Below are 21,858 nucleotides of genomic sequence, written 5' to 3'. Positions count from 1 at the left end.
ACCAACGGTCGTCGCCTACCTTTCTCCAGTGAACCTTTGCCTCGATGTACGGTGAATTCAGTCTCTATGGTGTGTTCGTCCCGACCCTGCTCGGGCTGATGCTGCTGGCCTACCTGCTCAAGAGCGGGCTGCGCCTGGTCCTGCAGCGCACCGGCGCCTACCGCCACATCTGGCACCCCGCCCTGTTCAACCTGGCCGTGTACGTGATCGTGCTCGGCGGGTTGTTTTCCCTGATGCGTTGGATGCAATCGTGAACAAGATCCTCAAGCAGACATTCCCGGTCGTGTTGACCGTCGTGGCGGTGCTCGCCGCCGTGCTGGTGCTGCGCCACCTGTGGGCGTACTACATGGACGAGCCGTGGACGCGCGATGCGCACGTCAGCGCCGACGTGGTGCAGGTGGCGCCGGACGTGTCCGGGCTGGTGGAGGCGGTGAAGGTGGCCGACAACCAGCCGGTCACGCGCGGGCAGGTGCTGTTCGTGGTGGACCGCGCCCGTTACCAGATCGCGCTGGAACAGGCCCAGGCCGCACTCGGCGAACGCCGTGCCACGCTGGAGCAGCTGCGCCGCGAGATCGCCCGCGACCGCAGCCTGTCCGACCTGGTGGCCGCCGAGGACGCCGAGGTGCGCCGGGCCAAGCTGCAGGCCGCGCAGGCCTCGATGGCCACCGCGCAGGCCGCCGTGGACCTGGCCAAGCTCAACCTGGCCCGCACCGAAGTGCGCAGCCCCAGCGACGGCCACGTCAACGACCGCACCGTGCGCGTCGGCGACTACGTCACGGCCGGGCGCCCGGTCATCGCGGTGCTCGATACCGGCTCGTTCCGGGTCGATGGCTACTTCGAGGAAACCCGCCTGCGCGGCGTGCATGCCGGGCAGAAGGTGGACATCCGCCTGATGGGCGAGGCGCAGCCGCTGCAGGGCCACGTGCAGAGCATCGCCGCCGGCATCGAGGACCGCTACCGCAGCGAGGGCAGCAGCCTGCTGCCCAACGTGACCCCGGCCTTCGACTGGGTGCGGCTGGCCCAGCGCATCCCGGTGCGCATCCATATCGACCACCTCCCGGCCGGCGTGAACCTGATTGCCGGGCGCACCGCCACCGTCACCATCCAGCCCGATGCGGCCCAGCCGACGCCGGCACGACCGGCACAGGCGGCGTTGTGAGCCGCCCTGCCCTGCACCGCATCGCACTGGGGCTGGCGCTGACCACGCTGGCGGCGTGCACGACCGTGGGGCCGGACTACGCCGTGCCTGCAGGGTCGGCGTTCCAGCGGCCGGAGGCCAATGCCGCCTTCATCGACACCGGCAACCCGCAGGTGGCCGCCGGCGCCGAACTGCCCGCGCGCTGGTGGGAGCTGTACCAGGACGACACCCTCAACGCACTGGTGCAGCAGGCGCTGCGCGACAACGTGGAACTGAAGGTGGCCGATGCCAACCTGCGCCGCGCCGCCGCGGTCTACGAACAAGCGCTGGACGCCGGTGGCTTCGAGTACGAGGCCGACGCCGGGGTGAGCCGCGCGCAGCTGTCGGCCGAGTCGTTCCTGCTGGAACACGAACTGCCGCCGATCAACCTGGCCGACGGTAAGTTCGCGGTGTCCTACCAGTTCGACCTGTTCGGCAAGCTCAAGCGCGCCTCCGAGGCCGCGCACGCCGACGAACAAAGCGTGGCCGCCGCGCTCGACCTGGCCCGCGTGTCGCTGGTGGCCCAGGTGGCCGGCAGCTACGTGGAGATCTGCCACGCCAACCATGAGCTGCACGTGGCCGAGCACTCGCTGCAGCTGCAGCAGCGCAGCCGCGAGGTGACCCAGCGGCTGATCAACGCCGGCCGTGGCACTCCGCCGGAGCTGGCCCGCGCCAACGCCCAGGTGGCGATGCTGCAGGCCGCGCTGCCGCCGCTGCACGCGCACCGCCAGGCCGCCGAATACCAGCTGGCCGCCCTGCTCGGCCGCACGCCGGGGCAACTGCCCGACGGCGTGGCCGACTGCAGCCAGGCCCCGACCCTGGCCCAGCCGCTGCCGGTGGGTGATGGCCGTGCGCTGCTGGCGCGCCGCCCGGACGTGCGCCAGGCCGAACGCCGGCTGGCCGCCGCCACCGCGCGCATCGGCGTGGCCACCGCCGAGCTGTACCCGGACATCCGCCTGGGGGCGTCGGTCGGCGCGGCCGGCCTGCTCGAGGATTTCGGCCAGCCGCTGACCCAGCAGTGGTCGCTCGGCCCGCTGATCTCCTGGACGCTGCCGTCCTCAGGCACGCATGCACGCATCCACGCCACCGAGGCCGGGGCCGACGCGGCGCTGGCCGAGTTCGACCACAGCGTGCTGCAGGCGCTGCGCGAAACCCAGACCGCGCTGAGCCGCTATGCGCAGGACCTGCAGCGCTTGCAGTCGCTGCAGCTGGCCCAGCAGCAGGCCGCGCTGGCGGCCAGCCAGAACCGCCGCCTGTACCAGGGCGGGCGCACCCCGTACCTGTCCAGCCTGGATGCCGACCGCACGCTGGTGTCGGCCGATGCCACCCTGGCCGACGCGCAGGCGCAGGTATCGCGCGACCAGATCCAGCTGTTCCTGGCGCTCGGCGGCGGCTGGAATGCCGACGCCGTGGCCCCGCGCACGGCCACGAGGTAACCCCATGCTGCTGCTGGACCGCCAGGCGTGGCTGTTTTCGGTCAAGACCTTCCTGGCCGCGCTGGCCGCGCTGTACATCGGCCTGGCCGGCAACCTGTCGCGCCCGTACTGGGCGATGGCCACCGTGTACATCGTGACCCAGCCGATGCTCGGCCCCACCCGCGCCAAGGGCGTGTACCGCATCCTGGGCACGATCATCGCCGGGGCGGCCACGCTGTGGATGCTGCCGCACCTGGTGGAAACCCCGTTCCTGCTCAGCGCGGCGATGTCGCTGTGGTTGTCGGCCTGCCTGTTCATCGCCCTGCTCAACCGCGGCCCGCGCGGCTACGCGTTCCTGCTGGCCGGTTACACCACCGCGTTCATCGGCTTCCCGGCGGTGACCTCGCCGGACACCATCTTCGACACGGTGGTGGCACGCAGCGAGGAGATCATCCTGGGCACGGTGGTGGCGGTGCTGTTCGCCTCGCTGTTCTTCCCGACCTCGGTGCAGCCGATGCTGCGCGCGCGGATCGGCAACTGGATGGGCGATGCGGCGCAGTGGTGCCGGCAGATCCTGCTGCGTGGCCAGGCGCACGCCCCGCGCAACCGGCTGGCGGCCGACCTGGTGCAGTTCGAGGCACTGATCGAGTTCCTGCGCCGCGACGACCCGCGCCATGCCGGTGCGGCGGTGTCGATGCAGCGGCTGCGCGAACGCATGCTGCTGATGCTGCCGGTGCTGTCGTCCATTGCCGACCGGCTGGGCGCCCTGCGCGCGGGCGGACGCGCGCTGCCGCCCGGGCTGGAACCACTGGTGGCCGACATTGCCGCGTGGCTGGACACGCCCGGCCGCTCCACGGCCACTGAGTACGCTGCGCTGCGCGCGCGCATCCTGGCGCTGAAGCCGACCGTGGATGGCGAGCTGGACCACCTGCTGCTGGTGACGCTGCTGCTGCGGTTGGAAGAGCTGGTGGACCTGTGGCAGGACTGCACCACCCTGCAGGCGGCGATCGAGGACGGCGACGCGCCGCGCGATACCGCCCACTACCGGATCCGCACCACGCGCAGCGCCGATGCCCGCCACGTGGATTACGGCATGGCGCTGTTCTCGGCGGCCAGCGCCGGGGTGGCGTTGATGACCTACTGCGCGCTGTGGATCACGCTCGGCTGGGAAGGCGGTGGCAACGGCGCGATGATGGCCGCGGTGGCCGCCGCGTTCTTCGCCGCGCAGGACGATCCGGCGCCGAGCATGCTGTCCTTCCTGCTGTGGGCCATCGTGGCCAGCGTGGTGGCCGGCGTGTACCTGTTCGGCGTGTTCCCCGCCGTGCACGACTTCGGCAGCCTGGCGCTGGTGCTGGCGGTGGTGTTCCTGCCGGTGGGGCTGCTGCTGCACACGCCGAAGAACGCGTTGATCGGGCTGCCGCTGATGGTCAACCTGGTGGCGCTGCTGAACGTGCAGAACACCTACAACGCCAACATCCAGAGCTTCATCAATTCCTCGGTGGCGATGTTCATCGGGATCGGCTTTGCGGTGGTGATGACCCGGCTGTTCCGCTCGGTGGGCGCCGAATGGACCGCGCGCCGGCTGGTCCGCCAGGGCTGGACCACGCTGGCCGACGCCGCGCAGGGCCGTGGCCAGCAGGACCGCCAGCAGTTCGCCGCGCGCATGCTGGACCTGCTGGGCCTGCTGGCGCCGCGGCTGGCGGCCACCCCCGAAGGCAGCGACATCGCCTCGGTGGACATGCTCACCGAAGCGCGCATCGGGCTGAACATCCTGCAGTTGCGGCGCGCCCGGCATGGGCTGCCGCCGACCAGCGTGGAGGCGATCGAGGCGATCCTGGACGAAGTGGCCGCGCACTACCGCGCGCAGGTGGCCCAGCGCCGGCCGCTGCCGGCCCCGGCCGGGTTGCAGGCCAAGCTGGAGGCCTCGCTGCGGCGGGTGCAGACCGTGGACGCCGGCAAGGCCCGCGATGAAGCGCTGATGGGCGTGATGGGGCTGCGTTTCGCGCTGTTCCCGGACGCGCCGGTGGTGGACAGCCCCGCTGCCGCACAGCCCGGCCTGCCCGCGCCGCGCTGAACCGGCCGGGTGCGGGCACGCCAGCCCGCGCCGATCAACGCTATCCTGACCCCTGCATTTCTGCATGGAACAAGGTGATCCTGGATGAGTTACGACCTGATGGTGTTCGACCCGGCCGTGGCCCCGCGCGATGCGGCGGCCTTCCTGGAGTGGTACGACGCGCAGACCGAGTGGAGCGAGGAACACGACTACAACGATCCGGCCGTGTCGGTGCCGGCGCTGCAGGCGTGGTTCGCCGAGATGGTGGAGCACTTCCCGCCGATGAACGGCCCGCTGGCCGATGACGAAGACGACCGTCCCGAAGTGACCGACTACAGCGTCGGCAAGCACGTGATCTATGCCTCGTTCGCCCATTCGGTGGCCGAGACCGCGCATGGCCTGGTGCAGGTGCTGGCCAACAAGCACCAGCTCGGCTTCTTCGATGTCAGCGGCGACGGCGCCATCGTGTTCCCCGACGGCACCGTGGTAGTTCCCGAGTAAGCCCGGCGCGGCGCTAGAACAGCTGGCCCTGGGCCGGCGTCGGCGCCTGCACCGCAGGTTCGGCCACGGCTGCATCACCGGATGCAGCCGTGTTGCCCGCCAGCCGCATCGCCAGCCCGGACACGCGGCTGGCATGCCGCTTCAATGCGGCCTCCAGTACCGGCGCGCTGCCCAGCACATGCAGTGACTGGCGTGCGCGGGTCATGCCGGTATAGAGCAGCTCGCGCGACAGCACCCGGTTGTCGCGCCACGGTAGCTGCAACCAGACCTCATCGAATTCGGACCCCTGCGCCTTGTGCACGGTCATCGCGAACGCGCTTTCGTGCGCGGGCAACGCGCCCGGATGGAAGCCGCGGGGTTGATCGGGCGTGTCGCCGGGGAACCAGGCGGTGACCGCACCGTGGCGGTCGGCCAGGCAGATGCCGATATCGCCGTTGAACAGGCGGTGGCGGTAGCTGTTCTCGGTGACCAGCAGCAACCGTCCGTGGAAGTAGCCCGGCGCCATGCCCGCGCGTGGCACGCCGGCCAGCAGCGCTTCGATGCGCGCGTTGAGCCCGCGCGCGCCTTGCGGACCTTCGCGCACGGCGGTGAGCAGGCGGATGCGACCGGCGTTGGCCAATGCCTGGCCCGGGTCGACGGCATCGCCGAGTCCGCGCCAGTGCGACAGCAGGTGATCGCGGTGCTGCTGGAACGGATCGACCTGGTCTTCGTGGAAGTGCACGCCGGCCAGCTGGCCGCCCCGCAGCAGGGCCAGTGCGGTGGCAGGGTCGCCTTCGCGCACGGCATGCGCCAGCGGTGCCAGGTCCAACGCATCGGTCTGGCGATAGCCGCGCTGCAACTGCACCCTTCGACCACCGAACCGCGTGGACGCCGCCAGCGGCTGCAACGCGGCCGGGGCCAGCAACGTGTGCAGCGCGGCGTGATCGTCGGCCTGGGTGCCCAGGCCATCGCCGCTGGCACGCAGGATCGCACTGAGCACATCGCCCGCTTCCACCGACGGCAACTGGTCCGGGTCGCCCAGCAACACCAGCCGGGTGCCGGCGGCGATCGCTTCCACCAGCTTGGTCATCAGCGGCAGGTCGATCATCGACGCTTCGTCCACCACCACCACGTCGAACGGCAACGGGTTGTCGCCGTGGTGACGGAAGCGCGGCGAATCGGGGATCACCCCGAGCAGCCGGTGCAGGGTGGTCCCGGTGCTGGGCATGGCGTCGCACAGTGCCGGGGCGATGCCGAGCAGGCGCAGCCGCTGCACAGCCAGGCGCAGGCTTTCGGCCATGCGTTCGGCGGCGCGGCCGGTAGGCGCGGCCAGCGCCACCCGCGGCAACGGCTGGTCGGCCTGCACGGCCTGGGCCGCCAGCAGCACCAACAGCCGCGCGATGGTGGTGGTCTTGCCGGTGCCCGGCCCGCCGGTGACCAGCACCAGCGGATGGCGCAGTGCCACGCCCGCCGCGCGCGCCTGGTGGTCGATGCCTTCGCGCGCCTGCGGGAACAGCTGCGCGAACAGCGTTGCCAGCGCGGCCGGATCGGCCTGCCCCGATGCATGCGTGGCGATGCGCTGCAGGCCATCGGCCAGGCGGCGCTCGTACTCGCGGTAGCGGCGCAGGTAGAGCAGGCCGTTTTCCAGTACCAGCGGGACGTCGGTCGCCGGGGCGCCGTCGGTGTCGGGCACGTCCACCCACGGCGAGGCCTGCAGCTGCTCGCGCCAGGTGTCGGCGTCGGGCCAGGGGGTGTCCATCTCGACCAACCGCTGCGGCTGATGCAGGTCCAGCCCGGCATGCCCCTGCGACACGGCCAGCGAGGCCAGTGCGGCCGCGGCCAGCACCGTATCGGGCGTGTCCGGGCGTAACCGGCGCAGGCTCTGCGCCAGCGCGTGGTCGAGGGTGCGCAGCGCGCCGCTGTTCTTCAGTGCCGCCAGCAGGCTCATGCTTCACCCCGCGCGCGGGCCGCCATGCGCGCCTGGGCGTGCTCGCCACCGGCGAACAAGGCATCCAGTGCATCCACCAGGACCGGGTCGAAGCGGTGCGCATACACGCCGGGGCTATCGGCGCGCGAGGCATCCAGGCCACGGCAGAACAGGTAGCGGATGCCGCCCATGTCGCGCGCGTAGTCGTACCGTGCGCCCAGGCGGAAGCGCAGCCAGCGGTGCAGCGCCACGGTGTAGATCAACGCCTGCAGGTCGTATTCGCTGTGCTGCATGGCGCCCTGCAGCCGCACCGGGTCGTAGCCGGGCAACCGGTTGGATTTGTAGTCGAGCACGTACCAGCGATCGCCGCGCACGTAGGTGAGATCGATCTTGCCGGTCATCAGGCCCTCCAGCTTGCGCCGCGTGCCGAAGCCGCGCCGTTCGCGGACCAGCCCATGCGCGTGCAGCAGGTCGAGCAGCAACGGCACGGCGGTGGGCTGCATGGCGAAGTGGAACTCGATCTCCGCCCGCCGGTCGGTGGCCGGCAGGTCGTGCAGCGCGCCGCCTTCGGGCAGTGGCGCGGTCAGGGTCTGGCCGACCAGGGCGGTCAGCACCGCCACGCCATCGTCGAGGTCTTCGTCGGCATAGCCTTCCTCACCCAGCGAGGTACGCAGCACGTCCGCCTCGTCATCCGGCGCCGGTTGCCCGGCCTGCCAGTGCGCCCAGCGCGCGAAGTCGGTGTTCTCCAGCGCGTCGTGCAGCACGTTGCCGAAGCGGCTGCCCATGAAGCGGGGGTCGACCTCGTCGTCGCGGAGCGGCACGGCCTGCGTGGTGTCCAGGGTGAGATCCTCGCCGCTGGGTTCGTCGGCGGCGGGGGCCGGCACTTCGGTGGCGGCCGCATCGGTGTCGTGGCCGGCATCGGCATGCGCCAGCTGGGTGAAGCTGTATACCCACCAGTCGTGCGGGATGCGCCGGGTCAGCGCGCGCACCGCTGGCAGGTCGCCGTCGCGTTCGCTGGCCAGCTGCGCCGGGCGCGGTTCCAGCGGGGCCTGGATCACGGCGATGTCCGGATGCGCGCGCAGCGCCTCCAAGTCGGACAGCATCGGGGCCAGCCGGGTTTTCGCGGCGCCGGCCAGGTCGCCCGCGGCGATCCACAGCGCGTGCTCGGCGCGGGTCAGGCCCACGTACAACAGGCGCGCGTCTTCGGCCTCCTGTTCCTGCGCGCTGCGGGTGCTGGCCGCGCTCCAGGCCTCGTCCTTGTCCAGTTTCCAGTGCAGCTCGCGGCGCGCGTTGGCGTGCACGGTGCAATGGGTGTCGGTATTGGGCGCGCTGCCGCCGATGCCCACGAACGGCAGGAACACCAGCGGGTACTCCAGGCCTTTGCTCTTGTGCAGGGTGATGATCTGCACCCGGCGCGCGTCCGACTCCAGCCGCAGCAGCTGCGCCTCGTCGTTCTGGTCGGCGTGGGCCATCTGCACCTGCAGCCAGTCCAGCAAGCCGTGCATGCCCAGCGTCTGCGCAGCGGCCTGCTGCAGCAGTTCGCCCAGCTGCAGGTAGTTGGTGAGGCGGCGTTCGCCGTCGATCAGGCCGAGCAGGCGCTCGGCGTGCTCGGCGCACAGGTCGGCAATCACCGCGAACGGACCACCGCGCTGCCAGCGTTCGCGCCACAGCAGCAGGCGGACCTGGAAGCTGCGCTGTGCGTCGCCCTCGCGCTCCAGCGCATCGATGGCGGCGGCATCTTCGCCCAGCAGCACGGTGGACAACGCCGCGCGCAGGCGGCCTTCGTCGGCTGGCTGCAGCAGGGCCAGCAACAGCACGCGCAGGTCCTGCGCCTCGGCCGTGGCATACAGGCTCTGCTTGCCGGCGGCGACAGCCGGAATGCCCACCGCGCTCAACGCCTGCTGGATGCGCGTGGCTTCCTTGTGCGAGCGCACCAGCACGGCGATGTCACCGGGCTGCAGCGGCTGCCCGCGCAGCAGCGCGCGGCCTTGGCGGGCCTCGCTGAGCAACTGGTGGATGGCGGCCACGCAGGCATCGCTGGCCTGTTGCCGCGAGGCATCGGCCTTGAGCGCGCCACCCTCGGGGTTGTCCAGCAGGCGCAGGGTCAGGCCGGGCGCCGGCATGCCGTCGCGCAGGAAGTCGGTATCCAGCCGGGTGCTGCCCGGATGCACCGGCTCGAAGCGGATGTCTGCTTCCAGGAAGGCGGTGTCGCCGGCGTTGGCATACAGCGCCTGGATGGCCTGCAGCACGGCCGGCCGCGAGCGGAAGTTGCGGTCCAGCGGCGGCGCGGGATCAGCCTGGTGCTTGGCCTTGAGGTAGGTGTGGATGTCGCCGCCGCGGAACCCGTAAATCGCCTGCTTCGGGTCGCCGATCAGGAACAGGGCCGGGGCCAGGCCCGCCGCGCGGGTTTCCTCCGAATCGCCGAACACGCGCTGGAAGATGCTCCACTGGCGGTCATCGGTGTCCTGGAATTCGTCCACCAGCGCGATCGCGTACTGCGCGCGCAGCTGTTGCACGAGCACGGCGCGATGCGGCCCGTCGAGCGCGTCGGCAACGCCATCGATCAGGTCGTCATAGGTCTGTACCCGGCCGATCCGCTTGAGCTCGGCCAGGCGTGCCCGGGCCTGGTCTCGCAGGGCGTGCAGGAAGGCGATGGCCTGGCCGCGCTGCCACTGCGCCAGCGCATCGGTGGCAGCCAGGTACAGCGCCAGCGCGTGCTGCAGCGGCGAGTGCGGCGCCTTGCCGGCGTGCGCCTTGTTGGTGCGCGCGCTGAGTTCTTCGGGGGTAAGCCGGCGTAGCCGCTCCGGGTCGGCGTCCAGCGGCGCGCCCGGATCGCCCGCCCCGGCCCAGCGGTGCAGCTGCACGCTCAGCGGCTCCAGCCAGGCCAGCTTGTAGCTGGTGCCATTGAGCACCTTGGTCTCGACCGCGGCACAGACCTCGCCCAGGAAGGCGTCGCCGTGCTGGCGGTAGGCCTCGGCGAACTGGCGCGCGGCCAGCGCATGCGCCGGGCGCGGATCCTCGTTCTCCACAGCGGGCACCGGCGGCAACAACGGCAACGGCTTGATCAGCGTGGCCAGGTCGCCCGCCAGCGCCTCCGGCGACGACCACAGGCGGGTCAGCGCATCGACGGTGGTCGCATCGTTGGCGTGGACCCGCCACAGGTCGGCGGCCAGTTCGTCGTGCAGCGCGCGTTCGCTGGGCAGCAGTGCGGGCGGGTCGAAGGTGTGGCCACTTTCCAGCGCATGCTCGCGCAGCACCCGGGTGCAGAAGCCATGGATGGTGAAGATGGAGGCCAGGTCGATTTCATCGGCGGCGGTCTGCAGCCGGCGCGCCAGCGCGGCAGGGGTTTCCTCGCCCAGCGCCAGCTGGCGCTGCAGGATCCACCGGGTCAGCACCACCTCGGGGCTGTCATCCTCGCTCGGCGCGCGTTCCACCAGCTGCGCGGCCAGGGCCAGGCGTTCGCGGATGCGCTTGCGCAGTTCCTGGGTGGCCGCATCGGTGAAGGTCACCGCCAGGATCTGGCCGATGCGCCAGCCTTTTTCCACCACCAGCCGGGTGAACAGCGTGGCCAGGGTGAAGGTCTTGCCGGTACCGGCACTGGCCTCGATCAGGCGCACGCCGTCCAGCGGCAGCGCGAGGTAGGGGTCATGAAGCAGGTCGGGGGCGGTCATCGTGCGGCGCCTTGTTCGTCGAAGCCGGCAAACACCCGGCCTTCGCGCACCGCGGTGAACACCACGAAGCTGTTGTGCAGCAGCTGCCGGTAACTGTCGGCGCTGGCGAAGGGATCGTGGCCGCGCAGCGCAAGCTGGTAGCCCGCACCACTGGATTCAGCCCAGCTGCGGTCACTGCCATACCACCGCGCACGACCCTCGGCCTCGCGCTTGGCAGGCAGGGCGGTATACAGCGCCCAACCGGTGGACGGCGCATACAACAGCGGCGCGCGCAGCCCCTCGTTGCGCAGCTGCAGCAGCCGGCGCAGCACCTGCTGCGCCTGTTCGGGCGGCAGCGGCGGCAGCACATGCGGGCCCAGGCCATCCTCGCCACTGTCGTGGAACTGCACCAGCGGCAGCGTGTCGCCGGCAGCGTTGGCCAGCAGCCAGTCCAGGCCGTTGCGGATCGCGGCGCGGCCGTTGAGCGGCCCCGGGCGCAGGCGCACGATCCCCTGCGCATGCACGTCGTTGATGCGCCCGTGCAGGCGCACGCCATCGATATCCACCTCATGCCGGCGGCTGTCGGCCACGCTGCCGGCCTGCCACTGCGCCAACGCCTGCGCGTAGGGGCGGGTCTGTCCCTGCAGCGCCTCGAACTGGCGCTCGCCCAACGCACCGGACGGCAGCAGCGCACGTGCGCGCAGCCGCGGATACAGCGGCGCCTCGTCCTGGCCCAGGGTGGCGTCGATCACTGCCTGTTGCAGCCGCAGGGTGTCGGTGCCGCGCGCGGCCATCACCAGTGGCTCCACGTCGTCGGCGTCGGCCAGGTCGTCGGGCAGGCGCAGGCCCAGCCGTTGCGACAGGAACTGGCTGGCCGGATCGGTCAGGAAGCGGCGCAGCGCATCCAGGCTGAGTTCGGTCTCGCCCGGCAGCGTGTCGGCTGGCGGCAACGGCTGGTCGAACCACGCGCCCAGCGGACGTCGCCGCCCGCCCAGCGATCCCGCGGCCGGATGCCACTGCTGGCGATAGCTGAAGCGGCGCGGCTCGTCGCCGCCGCCGAACGCGGCCGGCGCGAACGGCTGCAGCGCGTGGCGCACGGTGAGCTGGCGGGCAGCGGTGGCCGGTACCTGGTGGTACTCGGCCGCCGCGTCGATCAGTTCACTGACCAGCACCGAGGGCTCGCGCACGCTGCCATCGCGCGGATCGGCGCCCAGGTAGCTCAGGTAGAACACGTCCTGCGCCGAGGCGAACAGCTGCAGGAACAGGAAGCGGTCATCCTCGCGCAGCGAGCGGTCGCCGTAGCGGCGCTTGTCGGTACCCAGTTCGGCGGTGAGCTGGTTGAGCCCGGCGGCCGGATCGCGGCGCGGGAAATCGCCGTCGTTGAGGCCCAGCACGCAGATCACCCGGAACGGCAGCAGGCGCATCGGCACCATGCGGCCGAAACTGATCCCGCCGGTGAGCAGCGGCGCGCGGGTGTCCGCTTCGGCCAGTACGCCGGCGAAATGCGCGCGCACCACTTCCGGGGCCACCTCGCCCTGGAACTGGGCCTGATGGGCGTCGCGGGCGAATTCGTTGATCAGCTTGCGCAGGCGCTCCAGCGCACGCTGGCTGCTGGCTGCCTGCGGGGGAACCGGCAGCAGCGCGTCGAGCAACGCCAGCAGGCGCTGGCGCCAGTGCGCCGGCGGCATCGCCTCGCCCAGCACGCGCTGGTAGCGGGCCAGCACCCGCAGCAGGCCCAGCAGGCGATCCAGCGCGTCGAGCGCGCTGCCTTCCAGTTCCGGCCAGGGCGCCACCCCGGCGATATCGCCGTCGCTGCCACTGGCATGACCCAGCAGCAGCCGGTCCAGCGCGAACTGCCAGGTAAAGGCATCGTCGCGCGGGGCCTGGTGCTGGTGGCGGTGCTGGGCATCCAGGCCCCAGCGCGCGCCGGCGGCCTGCAGCCAGTCGTGCAGGCGATCAAAGGCGGCCGCATCCAGCCCGGCCGCCTCGGCCAGCGGCGCGCTGGCCAGCAGGTCCAGCACTTCGTTCAAGCCGAAGCGCGACACCGGCAGGCCCAGCAGGTGCACGAACACGTCGGCCAGCGGTTCGCCGGCCAGCGGGCTGGTGTCGGCCAGCGCGTAGGGAATATGGTCCTCGCCGCCGCTGCGCCCGCCGAACACCGCTTCCAGGTAAGGCACGTAGGGATCGATGTCCGGGGCCAGCACCGCGATGTCGCGGGCCTGCAGCGGCGGATCGAAGCGGGGGTCCTGCAACAGCGCGCGCAGCTGGTCGTGCAGCACCTGCAACTCGCGCAGGCGGGTGTGGCAGGCGTGCACCTGCAGGCTGGGGTCGTCGTGGCGCAGCCCCTCGCGGCGCGCGCCGGCCGGCTGGCCGCGACGATGGAACAGGTCGCGCTGCAGCCGGTGCAGCAGGCTGTCGGACAGTCCGCCGGCGTCCATGTCCGGGCGCGCGTCGTCTTCGGGATCGTCGTACGCGGCGATCTCGCCCGACGGGTGCACCACTTCATAACTGCCCAGCACCGCCATGAAGTCGCGGCCGGCCGCGCCCCAGGCCTGCAGCAGGCGGTTCTCGCCGGCCGCGTCGCCGAACGGGTCCGGCGCGCCGCTGCGCAGCTTCTCGCCGAGCGTCTGCAGGTCGCCCCAGTAGGCCTGGGTGGGCGTGGGCAGGTAGAAGTGCATCGTGCCCACCCGGGCCTGGGTGGCCATCACCCGCAGCACGTCGGGGGAGATGTTGAGCGTGGCGAAGGCGAACACCCGCGCCGGCAGGCCCTGCGGCAATGGCCGGCCCGGGCCTTCGAAGCGCGACAGGTAGGCATCGATGCGGCGCGCCCGGTACTGGTGGCCACTGGCGATGTGCCGCCACAGGATGGCCTGCGGGTCCTGCGCGTCGGCCCCGGCCTCCCAGCGCAGCAGCCAGTCGCGACGCCAGGCCTGGTACTTCTCGTACACCGCCGCCAGCTCGCCGGCCAACGCCCACGGCTTGAGCGGGTCGGCCGCCGACAGGTAGGCCTGCAGCGCCTGCATCGGGGCCTGCGCCAGCACCGCCGGGTCGGTCAGCGCGGCATACAGTTTCCAGCGCAGCGCCGCCGCGGTGAGGTCGTCATGCTCGCCCGGCACGTTGGCGTTGAGCGCACGGGCGACGAACTCGCCCGGGGTGAGGAATTCCAGGTTGGCGGCAATGCCATACTCGACCGCCAGGGTGGACTGCAGCCAGCGCCGCATCGCCACCTGCGGGATCAGCACCACCTCCGGCACCAGCACGGACTGGCCCGGCACCGGCTCACGCACGGCCGTGGCCAGCAGCGCAGCCAGCACGTCGAGTGAGTTGGAGTGGTACAGACGGAAATCGGACGCAGCATCAGTCATCGCGCCAGTGTGCCGCAGCGGCCGCGCGATCACGAGGGTGGCCGGGGTCGGATCCGCATGAAAAACCCGCCGTGCCGCGTACCGGCACGGTGTGTTGCGAGCCGTGTCGCAGGCCGGGCGGCAGGGTCGTGCGACAATACTGCACGGTCCAGTTCGGTTATGTTCAGCCGTTCACCACGATCTTACAACGTTGGAATTTTGTTAATGGCGTCCATGACGGCTTCCGAAGACCCACTGGTGCAGTTGTCCAACGTGCGTATCGATCGCGGCGGTCGCAGCATCCTGCGCGACGTTTCGCTGCAGGTGCCGCGCGGCAGCATCACCGCCGTGCTGGGCCCGTCGGGCAGCGGCAAGTCCACCCTGCTGGCGGCGCTGACCGGCGAACTGCGCCCGGTGGCCGGCACGATCACCCTGTTCGGCCAGCCGATCCCCGAGCGCAGCAGTGCGCTGCGCGAGATGCGCCGCAGCGTGGGCGTGCTGCTGCAGGGCAATGGCCTGCTCACCGACCTGACCGTCGCCGAGAACGTCGCCCTGCCGCTGCGCACCCACACCCGCCTGCCGGCCCCGGTGCTGCGCCGCCTGGTGGACATGAAGCTGCACGCGGTGGGCCTGCTGGCCGCCGCCGATGCCTGGCCGCGCGAGCTGTCCGGCGGCATGGCCCGGCGCGTGGCGCTGGCCCGCGCGCTGGCCCTGGACCCGCCGCTGATGATCTACGACGAGCCGCTGACCGGGCTGGACCCGATCGCCTCGGGCGTGATCATGAGCCTGATCCAGCGCCTCAACCACAGCCTGGGCCTGACCAGCATCATCGTCAGCCACCATGTGCACGAGACCCTGCCGATCTGCGACCAGGTGATCGCGATCGCCAATGGCGGCGTGGTGTTCCAGGGCAGCCCGGCCGACCTGGACGCCAGCCAGGACCCGCTGCTGCGCCAGTTCCTGCACGGCCAGCCGGATGGCCCGATTCCGTTCGATGCCGCGCCGCGCGCGAGGGTTGCCTGATGCCGTTTGTTGACGCCACCCGCTCGCTGGGCCGCGCCGGCCTGTTCTCGCTGACGGTGCTGCGCGGCTCGCTGCCCACCGCCGACTTCCTGGCCGAGCTCACCCGCGAGATCTACAAGGTAGGCGCCCGCTCGCTGCCGATCATCGCCGTGGGCGGTGCCTTCGTCGGCCTGGTGCTGACCCTGCAGGGCTACCGCACGCTGACCACCTTCGGCGCCGCCGATGCGCTGTCCACGCTGCTGGGGCTGTCGCTGTACCGCGAGCTGGCGCCGGTGCTGACCGCGCTGCTGTTCATCGGCCGCGCCGGCAGCTCGATCGCCGCCGAACTGGGCCTGATGCGCGCCACCGACCAGATCAAGGCGCTGGAGCTGATGGCCATCGACCCGATCGCCAAGGTGGTGGCCCCGCGCTTCTGGGCGGCGGTGCTCACCGTGCCCCTGCTCACCGGCATCTTCTGCTCGCTGGCCATCAGCGCCAGCTACTTCGAAGCGGTCCACGTACTGGGCCTGGACAACGGGGTGTTCTGGTCGGCGCTGAGCAACAGCGTGGACTTCTGGGACGACTTCGGCGTGGCAATGCTGAAGTCGGCGATCTTCGGCGGTACCGCCGCGCTGGTGGCGTCCTACGTGGGTTTCCACGCCGAACCCACCATCGAAGGCACCTCGGTGGCGACTACCCGCGCGGTGGTCAACGCCTCGCTGCTGGTACTGATGTTCAACTTCGTGCTGTCGGCAATGATGTTCCGCTGAACACCGATCCATGAAACCCGCCCGGGTACGCCTGGGCACCTGACAAACGAACAGTGAGACAACCATGGCCATCCGCGGTCCCAGACTCGAATTTTCCGTCGGCGCATTCCTGCTGCTGGCGCTGGCCTCGCTGCTGGTGCTGGCCGTCGCCTCCACCAACCAACGCTGGGGCTTCGGCAGCGACGGCTACGAACTGAAGGCGCGCTTCACCCAGATCGGGCAGCTGCGCAAGCAGGCCCCGGTCAAGATTGGCGGCGTGACCGTCGGCCAGGTCGGCGCCATCGAGCTGGACCCGCTCAAGTTCGACTCCATCGTCACCCTGAAGCTGGACCCGAAGTTCAAGGATCTGCCGGCCGACACCTCGGCGGGCATATTCACCAGCGGTTTGCTCGGCGAGAGCTATATCGGACTGCAGCCGGGCGGTGATCCGGACGTGCTCAAGTCCGGCGATGAGATCGCCTTCACCCAGCCGGCGGTAGACCTGCTGCAGTTGGTTGGCAAATACATGTTCAGTGGCCCGGCCAACGCCGGTGGCACTGAGTCCCAGGACGCCCACGGCGCTGAAGCGCCTGCAACGGAACCGCAGAAATGACCTTCAAACTGATCCCCGCCCTGCTCACCTCGGTCCTGCTCGCCAGCACCCCGTCGCTCAGCTTCGCCCAGGCCGCCCCGGCGCCCGCCGCCGCCGGGCAGAACGAGGCCGGCCAGGCCGTGCTCGACGCCAGCACGCGCATCCTGTCCACGCTGCAGCAGCGTCGCAGCGAGTTCCGCGCCAACCCGACGGTGCTGCGCAGCTTCATCAACAGCGAGCTCAACAAGACCTTCGACCGTGACTACGCCGCCCGCTTGGTGCTGGGCGTGCACGGCCGTGGCGCCTCCGACGCCGACGTCAAGCTGTTCGCCGATGCCATGGCCGACAACCTGATGCAGCGCTACGGTGCGGCGCTGCTGGAAATCCAGGGCAAGCCGACCTTCCGCCTGAAGGGCCAGTCGCCGCTGCCGGGCAACCGCGGCGTGCGCGTGTCCACCGAACTGATGCGCGCCGGCAACGAGCCGACCCCGGTCGACTACCTGATGCGCAACGTCAACGGCCAGTGGAAGATCTTCGACGTGATGATCGAAGGCATCTCCTACGTGCAGACCTTCAAGACCCAGTTCGATGCGCCGCTGCGCCAGAAGTCGATCCAGCAGGTGGCCACCGAACTGCGCAACGGCACCATGCAGGCCGGTCAGGCGCCCCGTGGCAAGTAACACGGCCAGCGTGCAGCGCAACGGCACGGCGCTGGTCTTCAGCGGCGTGCTCGACCGCGCGGCGGCGACCGCCCTGTGGCCGTCGCTGTCATCGCCCGAGGGCGTGCGCCAGCTCGACCTCACGGCGGTGACGCGGGTGGACAGCGCCGGCCTGGCGCTGCTGGCCGAACTGGCGGCGCGTGCGCGCGCGGCCGGCGGCACCGCGGAGATCATCGGCAGCCCCACCGGTTACAACGAACTCAGTGCCGCCTACCGGCTCGCACCGACCCTGGATTTCCATGCCCTTTCTGCGGCGAGCTGACATGAACGTCATACGCACCCTCCCCCTTCTCGTGTTGGCACTGGCGCTGACCGCCTGTGCCGGCAAGCCCGCACGCGACAGTGCACCGGCCAGTGTTGCCGTGGACAGCAGCCCTGCTGCGGCCACGACCGACACCGCGGTTGCCGCAACCGACAGCGCCAGCACCGACGTCCCGGCCCCCGTTGCCGAGGTCGCGGCGCCCACCGATGCCGGCACGCCGCCGGCCAGCGGTGACGCTGCGCCGACCAATGCCGAAGACGACTTCGCCGCGTTGTACGGCGGCCCGGCACCCACGGCGGACGGGGTGGAACCGGAGCGGGCCATCTACGACCCGTGGGAACCGTTCAACCGCCGCGTGCACAGCTTCAACAACGTGGTCGACCGCGCCATCGCACGGCCGCTGGCCACCGCCTACACCCACGTGGTGCCGCGCTTCGCGCGGACCGGCGTCAGCAACTTCTTCAACAACCTGCGCGCCCCGGTGACCATCACCAACCAGCTGCTGCAGGGCCGTCCGGACGATGCCTGGGACAGCCTGGGCCGGTTCCTGATGAACTCCACGCTGGGCATAGGTGGGCTGTTCGACCCGGCCAGCAAGGCGCTGGTGCCCAGCCGCAAGGAAGATTTCGGCCAGACCCTGGGTGCCTGGGGCTGGCGCCGTTCGCGCTACGTGGAACTGCCGTTCTTCGGCCCGCGTACCGTGCGCGACGTGTTCGGCCTGGCCGGCGACATGCCGCTCTCGCCGATCCGCACCATCGAGGAAGACAAGGTGCGCATCGGCCTGCAGGGCCTGCAGCTGGTGGACATGCGTTCGCAGCTGCTGGCCATCGACGACATGCGTGCCAACGCCGTGGACGAATACACCCTGGTGCGCGATGCGTGGCTGCAGCGCCGCAACTACCAGATCGAGAACGACCTGCGCGGCAAGCATGCCCGTGGCAAGGACGCCGACGACACCGCCCCGATCCCGGTCGATGCGATGCCGATGCCCAACTGGGGCAACTGACCGGACAAAAAAAACCCCGCCAAGGCGGGGTTTTTTCTTGGGCAAGCGCCCCGCCGTGGCTCAGACGGCCAGTGCGGCGTCGATCGCGGCCACCAGGCGGGCGTCGTCGACGGCCACGTCCGGTGCGAAGCGCGCGATGACCTGGCCATCGCGACCGATCAGGAACTTCTCGAAGTTCCACAGCACGCCCGGCGCCGGGTTGACCACCAGATCGGGATACTTGGTGACCAGGCCTTCCAGCTTCTCGCGCATCGGGCCTTCACCGGTGGCGGCCGGCTGTGCATCGGTCAGCGCGCGGTACAGCGGGTGCACGTCGTCGCCGGCCACGCTGATCTTCGCGAACAGCGGGAAGGCCACGTTGTACTCCAGCTGGCAGAACTGCTGGATCTCCGACTCGCTGCCCGGCTCCTGGCCCAGGAAGTTGTTGGCCGGGAAACCCAGCACTTCCAGGCCGGCCTCGTGCTTGGCCGCATACAGCTGCTGCAGGCCTTCGTACTGCGTGGTCAGCCCACACTTGGAGGCCACATTGACCACCAGCAGCACCTTGCCGCGGTAGTCGGCCAGCGACGACGGCTGGCCTTCGATGGTGGTGACGGGGATGTCGTAGACAGTCTGGCTCACTACAGTTCCTTGGGTTGGGACAGGGACGCCACGGGCGGGCCCATGGCGGGAAAGCATCAATCAACGCAGATCGTGCCCAATGCCACGCCACCGTCGATGCGCTGGCGGCAGCCGAAGTTCTGGCTGATGTCGACCTGACAGAGGCCTTGGGCCTTGGCACCCGGGGCCACCTCGCCCTGCGCCAGGCACTGGCCGGTGCAGTCGGCCTTGGCGCTGCAGGCCTTGCCGGCATCGGCGTAGGGCACCACGCACTGCACGCGTTGCAGTCGGCCCAGCGGCGTGAGCGCGCCACCGGCCTGCCGGCACGCGGCCGCGTCCAGGGTTGCCGGAGTGGCGGCAGTGGCGCCGTCGGCAGGTACGGGGGCACCCGGCGGGGTGGTACTGGCGCAACCGGCCACGGCCAGCAGCAGGGACAACAACACGGTCAGGCGCATGCGGATATTCCTTGAACGATCGACAGGTGCACAGCATGCGCGATCACGTGCATGCAGTGCATGTACGCCAGGTGTCAGTCCTGCGCGCCGCTGCTCTCGTCCATGCCGCTGTCGTCGTCTTCGCCGGTGGTGTCTTCCAGCAGGTCCTGGCTTTGCTCGGCGGTGAGCGACTCCACGCCGCGCAGGCGGCGCTCGATGGTGCGGGTCTTGCGGCTGGCCTCGCCCAGGCTGCGGCCGACCGTGCTGATCTGCTTCTCGGCCTTTTCCAGGATGCCGGCGAACTTGCCGAACTCGCTCTTGACCGCGCCCAGCAGGCTCCACACCTCGCTGGAACGCTGCTCGATGGCCAGCGTGCGGAAGCCCATCTGCAGGCTGTTGAGCAACGCGGTGACGGTGGTCGGCCCGGCCACCACCACGCGATGCTCGCGCTGCAGCAGGTCGACCAGGCCGGGGCGGCGGATCACTTCGGCGTACAGGCCCTCGGTGGGCAGGAACATCACCGCGAAATCGGTGGTGTGCGGCGGCACGATGTACTTGTCGCAGATCGACTTGGCCTGGATGCGGATGGCGCGCTCCAGCTGCGCGCCCTGCACGCGCACGCCGTCGGCGTCGCCCTGTTCCTGCGCATCGAGCAGGCGCTCGTAATCTTCGCGCGGGAACTTGGAATCGATCGGCAGCCACACCGGCGTGTCCTCGTGGCCACGGCCCGGCAGACGCACGGCGATGTCGACCATTTCCCCACTGTCCGGACGCACCTTCACCCCGCGTGCGTACTGCTCCTGGGTCAGGGTCTGCTCCAGGATGTTGTCCAGCTGCACTTCGCCCCAGCTGCCGCGGTTCTTGACGTTGGTCAGTACGCGCTTGAGGTCGCCCACGCCGGTGGCCAGCTGCTGCATTTCGCCGAGCCCGCGCTGGACCTGCTCCAGGCGGTCGGAGACCAGCTGGAACGAGGCGCCCAGGCGCGCTTCCAGCGTGGTCTGCAGCTTCTCGTCCACGGTGACGCGCATCTGGTCGAGCTTTTCGGCGTTGTCGGTCTGCAGGCTCTTGAGCTGCTGCTCCAGCGTGGCGCGCATCTCGCCGATGCGGGCTTCGTTGCGCTGGGTCATCTCCTGCAGGCGCAGGCCCAGCGATTCGGCGAGGCGCTGCTGCGACTGCGCGGTTTCCTCGCGACCCTTGCGGGCGTCCTCGCCCAGGGCCTGGCGCAGCGCGACCATATGGCTGTCGGTGCGCGTGGTCAGTTCCAGCAGCTGCTGGCCGAAGGCCTCGATGCGGGCCTGCTGCTGCTGGCCGAACACGTCCAGCTGCGCGCGCATGTCGTGCAGGCGCTGGGCCAGCAGTTCGCCGGTGCGCTGCTGGGCCAGCGCGCTCTCTTCGCGCGCCTTGCGCGCATCTTCGCCCAGCGCATCGCGCAGCAGATCCAGGCGCTGGTCGGTGCGGGTGGACAGGTCGGTCAGCGCGCGCGCGAAGGATTCCAGCCGCGCGTCCTGCTGCCGGCCGAGCCCTTCGAGTTGCTCACGCAGTTCGCCGCGGCCCACCCGCGCTTCGTCGCGCAGGGCCTGTTCAAGCCCGCCGTGCTGGGAACGCCGCAGCAGGACCAGCAGCTGCAGGACGAGGACGACGCAGACAAGGCCGCCAAGGATCAGGAATTCGGTTTGCATGCGCGCAAGTGTAGGCTGAGCCGGTCTCATTGGCTGCGCCTGCGCGCGTTCGGCGCTGACCGTTGCGTGCGGTCAGCGCGCGAACGCCAGGGTGCGTCGACTACAGCTGGGTGAACACCTGCTCGCGGGGCAGCCGCGACTTGGGCAGGCCGGCATTGAAGTTGGCCGCGCTGCCGTAGCCCAGCGCCACCAGCACCACGCTGGTGAAGCCGCGTGCGCGCAGGCCCAGTTCGGCGTCCAGTACCTCGGCGTCGAAGCCTTCCATGGGGGTGGCGTCGATGCCGTGCACGCCCGCCGCCAGCAGCAGCGTGCCCACGGCCAGGTAGGTCTGCTTCTGCATCCAGTGCTGCACGTCGCCCAGGGTGTGGCGGTGCAGGTCCACGTAGTGGTGCAGCGCGCCGCGCTGGCCCTCGCGCGCTTCGGGGGTGGGATAGCGGCCGTCGGCGGTTTCCTGGTCGATCACCTGGGCCAGGTACGCGTCATCGATACCGGTGCGGGTGGCGAACACGATCACATGCGAGGCGTCGGTGATCTTGGCCGTGTTGTAGGGCTGGTGGGGCTGCGTGGCGCGGGCGATGCGCGCCCGTGCCTCGGGAGTGCCGGCCACCAGGAAGTGCCATGGCTGCGAGTTCACCGACGACGGGGCGTTGTGCAGCACGTTGAGCAGGTCCTCCAGCACGGCCGGCGGCAGGGTGCGGGTGGGGTCGTAGGCCTTGGTGGTGTGGCGGCGCAGGGCCACCGGTGCGAGGGTCATGGGAACAGCGTCCAT

The 21,858-nt window shown here is 70.5% G+C and carries 18 protein-coding genes; 11 read left to right on the top strand and 7 right to left on the bottom strand.

All coding sequences use genetic code 11. From position 1 onward, the window contains the following. Nucleotides 1-44: 44 nt before the first annotated feature. The 5 genes from AC1DCJ_RS16875 to AC1DCJ_RS16855 all read left to right on the top strand — a co-directional run bounded on the left by AC1DCJ_RS16875 (nucleotide 45) and on the right by AC1DCJ_RS16855 (nucleotide 5,146). Nucleotides 45-254: a DUF1656 domain-containing protein gene (locus tag AC1DCJ_RS16875; RefSeq protein WP_017354740.1), complete on the top strand. Its 210-nt coding sequence runs from the start codon at nucleotides 45-47 to the stop codon at nucleotides 252-254. After that, the gene (locus AC1DCJ_RS16870; RefSeq protein ID WP_038691609.1) at nucleotides 251-1,159 is read left to right on the top strand and encodes an efflux RND transporter periplasmic adaptor subunit; all 909 of its coding nucleotides are present in this window, start codon (nucleotides 251-253) and stop codon (nucleotides 1,157-1,159) included. The genes AC1DCJ_RS16875 and AC1DCJ_RS16870 overlap by 4 nt, the downstream gene beginning before the upstream one ends. Then, complete coding sequence (locus tag AC1DCJ_RS16865; protein ID WP_478071453.1) at nucleotides 1,156-2,613, top strand: efflux transporter outer membrane subunit; 1,458 nt, start codon at nucleotides 1,156-1,158, stop codon at nucleotides 2,611-2,613. The genes AC1DCJ_RS16870 and AC1DCJ_RS16865 overlap by 4 nt, the downstream gene beginning before the upstream one ends. A gap of 4 nt (nucleotides 2,614-2,617) precedes the next feature. Further along, nucleotides 2,618-4,666, top strand: coding sequence for an FUSC family protein (locus AC1DCJ_RS16860; RefSeq protein WP_478071452.1), 2,049 nt, complete (start codon nucleotides 2,618-2,620; stop codon nucleotides 4,664-4,666). 84 nt (nucleotides 4,667-4,750) lie between these two features. Continuing rightward, nucleotides 4,751-5,146, top strand: coding sequence for a hypothetical protein (locus AC1DCJ_RS16855; RefSeq protein WP_478071451.1), 396 nt, complete (start codon nucleotides 4,751-4,753; stop codon nucleotides 5,144-5,146). Between the two features lie 13 nt (nucleotides 5,147-5,159). Here AC1DCJ_RS16855 and recD read toward each other — a convergent pair whose 3' ends face one another. From recD to recC, 3 genes are read right to left on the bottom strand one after another with little or no spacing between them, the layout of a single operon-like run. Next, nucleotides 5,160-7,073, bottom strand: a complete 1,914-nt coding sequence (gene recD / locus AC1DCJ_RS16850; RefSeq protein ID WP_478071450.1) for an exodeoxyribonuclease V subunit alpha — start codon at nucleotides 7,071-7,073, stop codon at nucleotides 5,160-5,162. Further along, nucleotides 7,070-10,723, bottom strand: a complete 3,654-nt coding sequence (recB, locus tag AC1DCJ_RS16845; protein ID WP_478071449.1) for an exodeoxyribonuclease V subunit beta — start codon at nucleotides 10,721-10,723, stop codon at nucleotides 7,070-7,072. The genes recD and recB overlap by 4 nt, the downstream gene beginning before the upstream one ends. Further along, nucleotides 10,720-14,067: an exodeoxyribonuclease V subunit gamma gene (recC, locus tag AC1DCJ_RS16840; RefSeq protein ID WP_478071448.1), complete on the bottom strand. Its 3,348-nt coding sequence runs from the start codon at nucleotides 14,065-14,067 to the stop codon at nucleotides 10,720-10,722. Before recC ends, recB begins: the two co-directional genes overlap by 4 nt. A 213-nt stretch (nucleotides 14,068-14,280) precedes the next feature. Here recC and AC1DCJ_RS16835 point away from each other — a divergent pair, with 213 nt between their 5' ends. From AC1DCJ_RS16835 to AC1DCJ_RS16810, 6 genes are all read left to right on the top strand, one after another. After that, a complete protein-coding gene (locus AC1DCJ_RS16835) occupies nucleotides 14,281-15,069 on the top strand; it encodes an ABC transporter ATP-binding protein (RefSeq protein ID WP_137191500.1) in 789 nt (262 codons plus the stop codon). Then, nucleotides 15,069-15,818, top strand: coding sequence for an MlaE family lipid ABC transporter permease subunit (locus AC1DCJ_RS16830; RefSeq protein ID WP_128095231.1), 750 nt, complete (start codon nucleotides 15,069-15,071; stop codon nucleotides 15,816-15,818). Before AC1DCJ_RS16835 ends, AC1DCJ_RS16830 begins: the two co-directional genes overlap by 1 nt. A gap of 64 nt (nucleotides 15,819-15,882) precedes the next feature. Continuing rightward, a complete protein-coding gene (mlaD, locus tag AC1DCJ_RS16825) occupies nucleotides 15,883-16,410 on the top strand; it encodes an outer membrane lipid asymmetry maintenance protein MlaD (RefSeq protein WP_038691593.1) in 528 nt (175 codons plus the stop codon). Then, nucleotides 16,407-17,069, top strand: a complete 663-nt coding sequence (locus AC1DCJ_RS16820; RefSeq protein ID WP_137191499.1) for an MlaC/ttg2D family ABC transporter substrate-binding protein — start codon at nucleotides 16,407-16,409, stop codon at nucleotides 17,067-17,069. The genes mlaD and AC1DCJ_RS16820 overlap by 4 nt, the downstream gene beginning before the upstream one ends. Next, a complete protein-coding gene (locus tag AC1DCJ_RS16815; RefSeq protein WP_038691590.1) occupies nucleotides 17,059-17,370 on the top strand; it encodes an STAS domain-containing protein in 312 nt (103 codons plus the stop codon). Before AC1DCJ_RS16820 ends, AC1DCJ_RS16815 begins: the two co-directional genes overlap by 11 nt. Nucleotide 17,371: 1 nt before the next feature. After that, entirely contained in the window at nucleotides 17,372-18,376 is a 1,005-nt protein-coding gene (locus AC1DCJ_RS16810) for an MlaA family lipoprotein (protein ID WP_478071447.1), read from the top strand. A gap of 60 nt (nucleotides 18,377-18,436) precedes the next feature. Here AC1DCJ_RS16810 and AC1DCJ_RS16805 read toward each other — a convergent pair whose 3' ends face one another. From AC1DCJ_RS16805 to nfsB, 4 genes are all read right to left on the bottom strand, one after another. Beyond that, nucleotides 18,437-18,997 carry a glutathione peroxidase gene (locus AC1DCJ_RS16805; protein WP_137191496.1) on the bottom strand — a complete coding sequence of 187 codons (561 nt, stop codon included), beginning with the start codon at nucleotides 18,995-18,997 and terminating at the stop codon, nucleotides 18,437-18,439. A 56-nt stretch (nucleotides 18,998-19,053) separates the two neighbouring features. After that, nucleotides 19,054-19,431 (bottom strand): hypothetical protein, encoded by a 378-nt coding sequence (locus AC1DCJ_RS16800; RefSeq protein ID WP_038691585.1) that lies wholly within the window; start codon nucleotides 19,429-19,431, stop codon nucleotides 19,054-19,056. Between the two features lie 74 nt (nucleotides 19,432-19,505). Beyond that, the gene (locus AC1DCJ_RS16795) at nucleotides 19,506-21,089 is read right to left on the bottom strand and encodes a DNA recombination protein RmuC (protein WP_478071446.1); all 1,584 of its coding nucleotides are present in this window, start codon (nucleotides 21,087-21,089) and stop codon (nucleotides 19,506-19,508) included. Nucleotides 21,090-21,189: 100 nt separating this feature from the next. Next, entirely contained in the window at nucleotides 21,190-21,858 is a 669-nt protein-coding gene (gene nfsB / locus AC1DCJ_RS16790) for an oxygen-insensitive NAD(P)H nitroreductase (RefSeq protein WP_478071445.1), read from the bottom strand.

The sequence above is a fragment of the Stenotrophomonas sp. 10N36 genome (assembly GCF_056395005.1).
This window is presented reverse-complemented; position numbering and strand designations above follow the sequence as displayed.

Bases quoted from the DNA above. Each gene is read 5' to 3' on its own strand.
- AC1DCJ_RS16875 (WP_017354740.1), top strand. From the start codon at position 45: ATGTACGGTGAATTCAGTCTCTATGGTGTGTTCGTCCCGACCCTGCTC.
- AC1DCJ_RS16860 (WP_478071452.1), top strand. From the start codon at position 2,618: ATGCTGCTGCTGGACCGCCAGGCGTGGCTGTTTTCGGTCAAGACCTTC.
- AC1DCJ_RS16855 (WP_478071451.1), top strand. From the start codon at position 4,751: ATGAGTTACGACCTGATGGTGTTCGACCCGGCCGTGGCCCCGCGCGAT.
- recD (WP_478071450.1), bottom strand. From the start codon at position 7,073: ATGAGCCTGCTGGCGGCACTGAAGAACAGCGGCGCGCTGCGCACCCTC.
- recB (WP_478071449.1), bottom strand. From the start codon at position 10,723: ATGACCGCCCCCGACCTGCTTCATGACCCCTACCTCGCGCTGCCGCTG.
- recC (WP_478071448.1), bottom strand. From the start codon at position 14,067: ATGACTGATGCTGCGTCCGATTTCCGTCTGTACCACTCCAACTCACTC.
- AC1DCJ_RS16835 (WP_137191500.1), top strand. From the start codon at position 14,281: ATGACGGCTTCCGAAGACCCACTGGTGCAGTTGTCCAACGTGCGTATC.
- AC1DCJ_RS16830 (WP_128095231.1), top strand. From the start codon at position 15,069: ATGCCGTTTGTTGACGCCACCCGCTCGCTGGGCCGCGCCGGCCTGTTC.
- mlaD (WP_038691593.1), top strand. From the start codon at position 15,883: ATGGCCATCCGCGGTCCCAGACTCGAATTTTCCGTCGGCGCATTCCTG.
- AC1DCJ_RS16820 (WP_137191499.1), top strand. From the start codon at position 16,407: ATGACCTTCAAACTGATCCCCGCCCTGCTCACCTCGGTCCTGCTCGCC.
- AC1DCJ_RS16810 (WP_478071447.1), top strand. From the start codon at position 17,372: ATGAACGTCATACGCACCCTCCCCCTTCTCGTGTTGGCACTGGCGCTG.
- AC1DCJ_RS16800 (WP_038691585.1), bottom strand. From the start codon at position 19,431: ATGCGCCTGACCGTGTTGTTGTCCCTGCTGCTGGCCGTGGCCGGTTGC.
- AC1DCJ_RS16795 (WP_478071446.1), bottom strand. From the start codon at position 21,089: ATGCAAACCGAATTCCTGATCCTTGGCGGCCTTGTCTGCGTCGTCCTC.
- nfsB (WP_478071445.1), bottom strand. From the start codon at position 21,858: ATGGACGCTGTTCCCATGACCCTCGCACCGGTGGCCCTGCGCCGCCAC.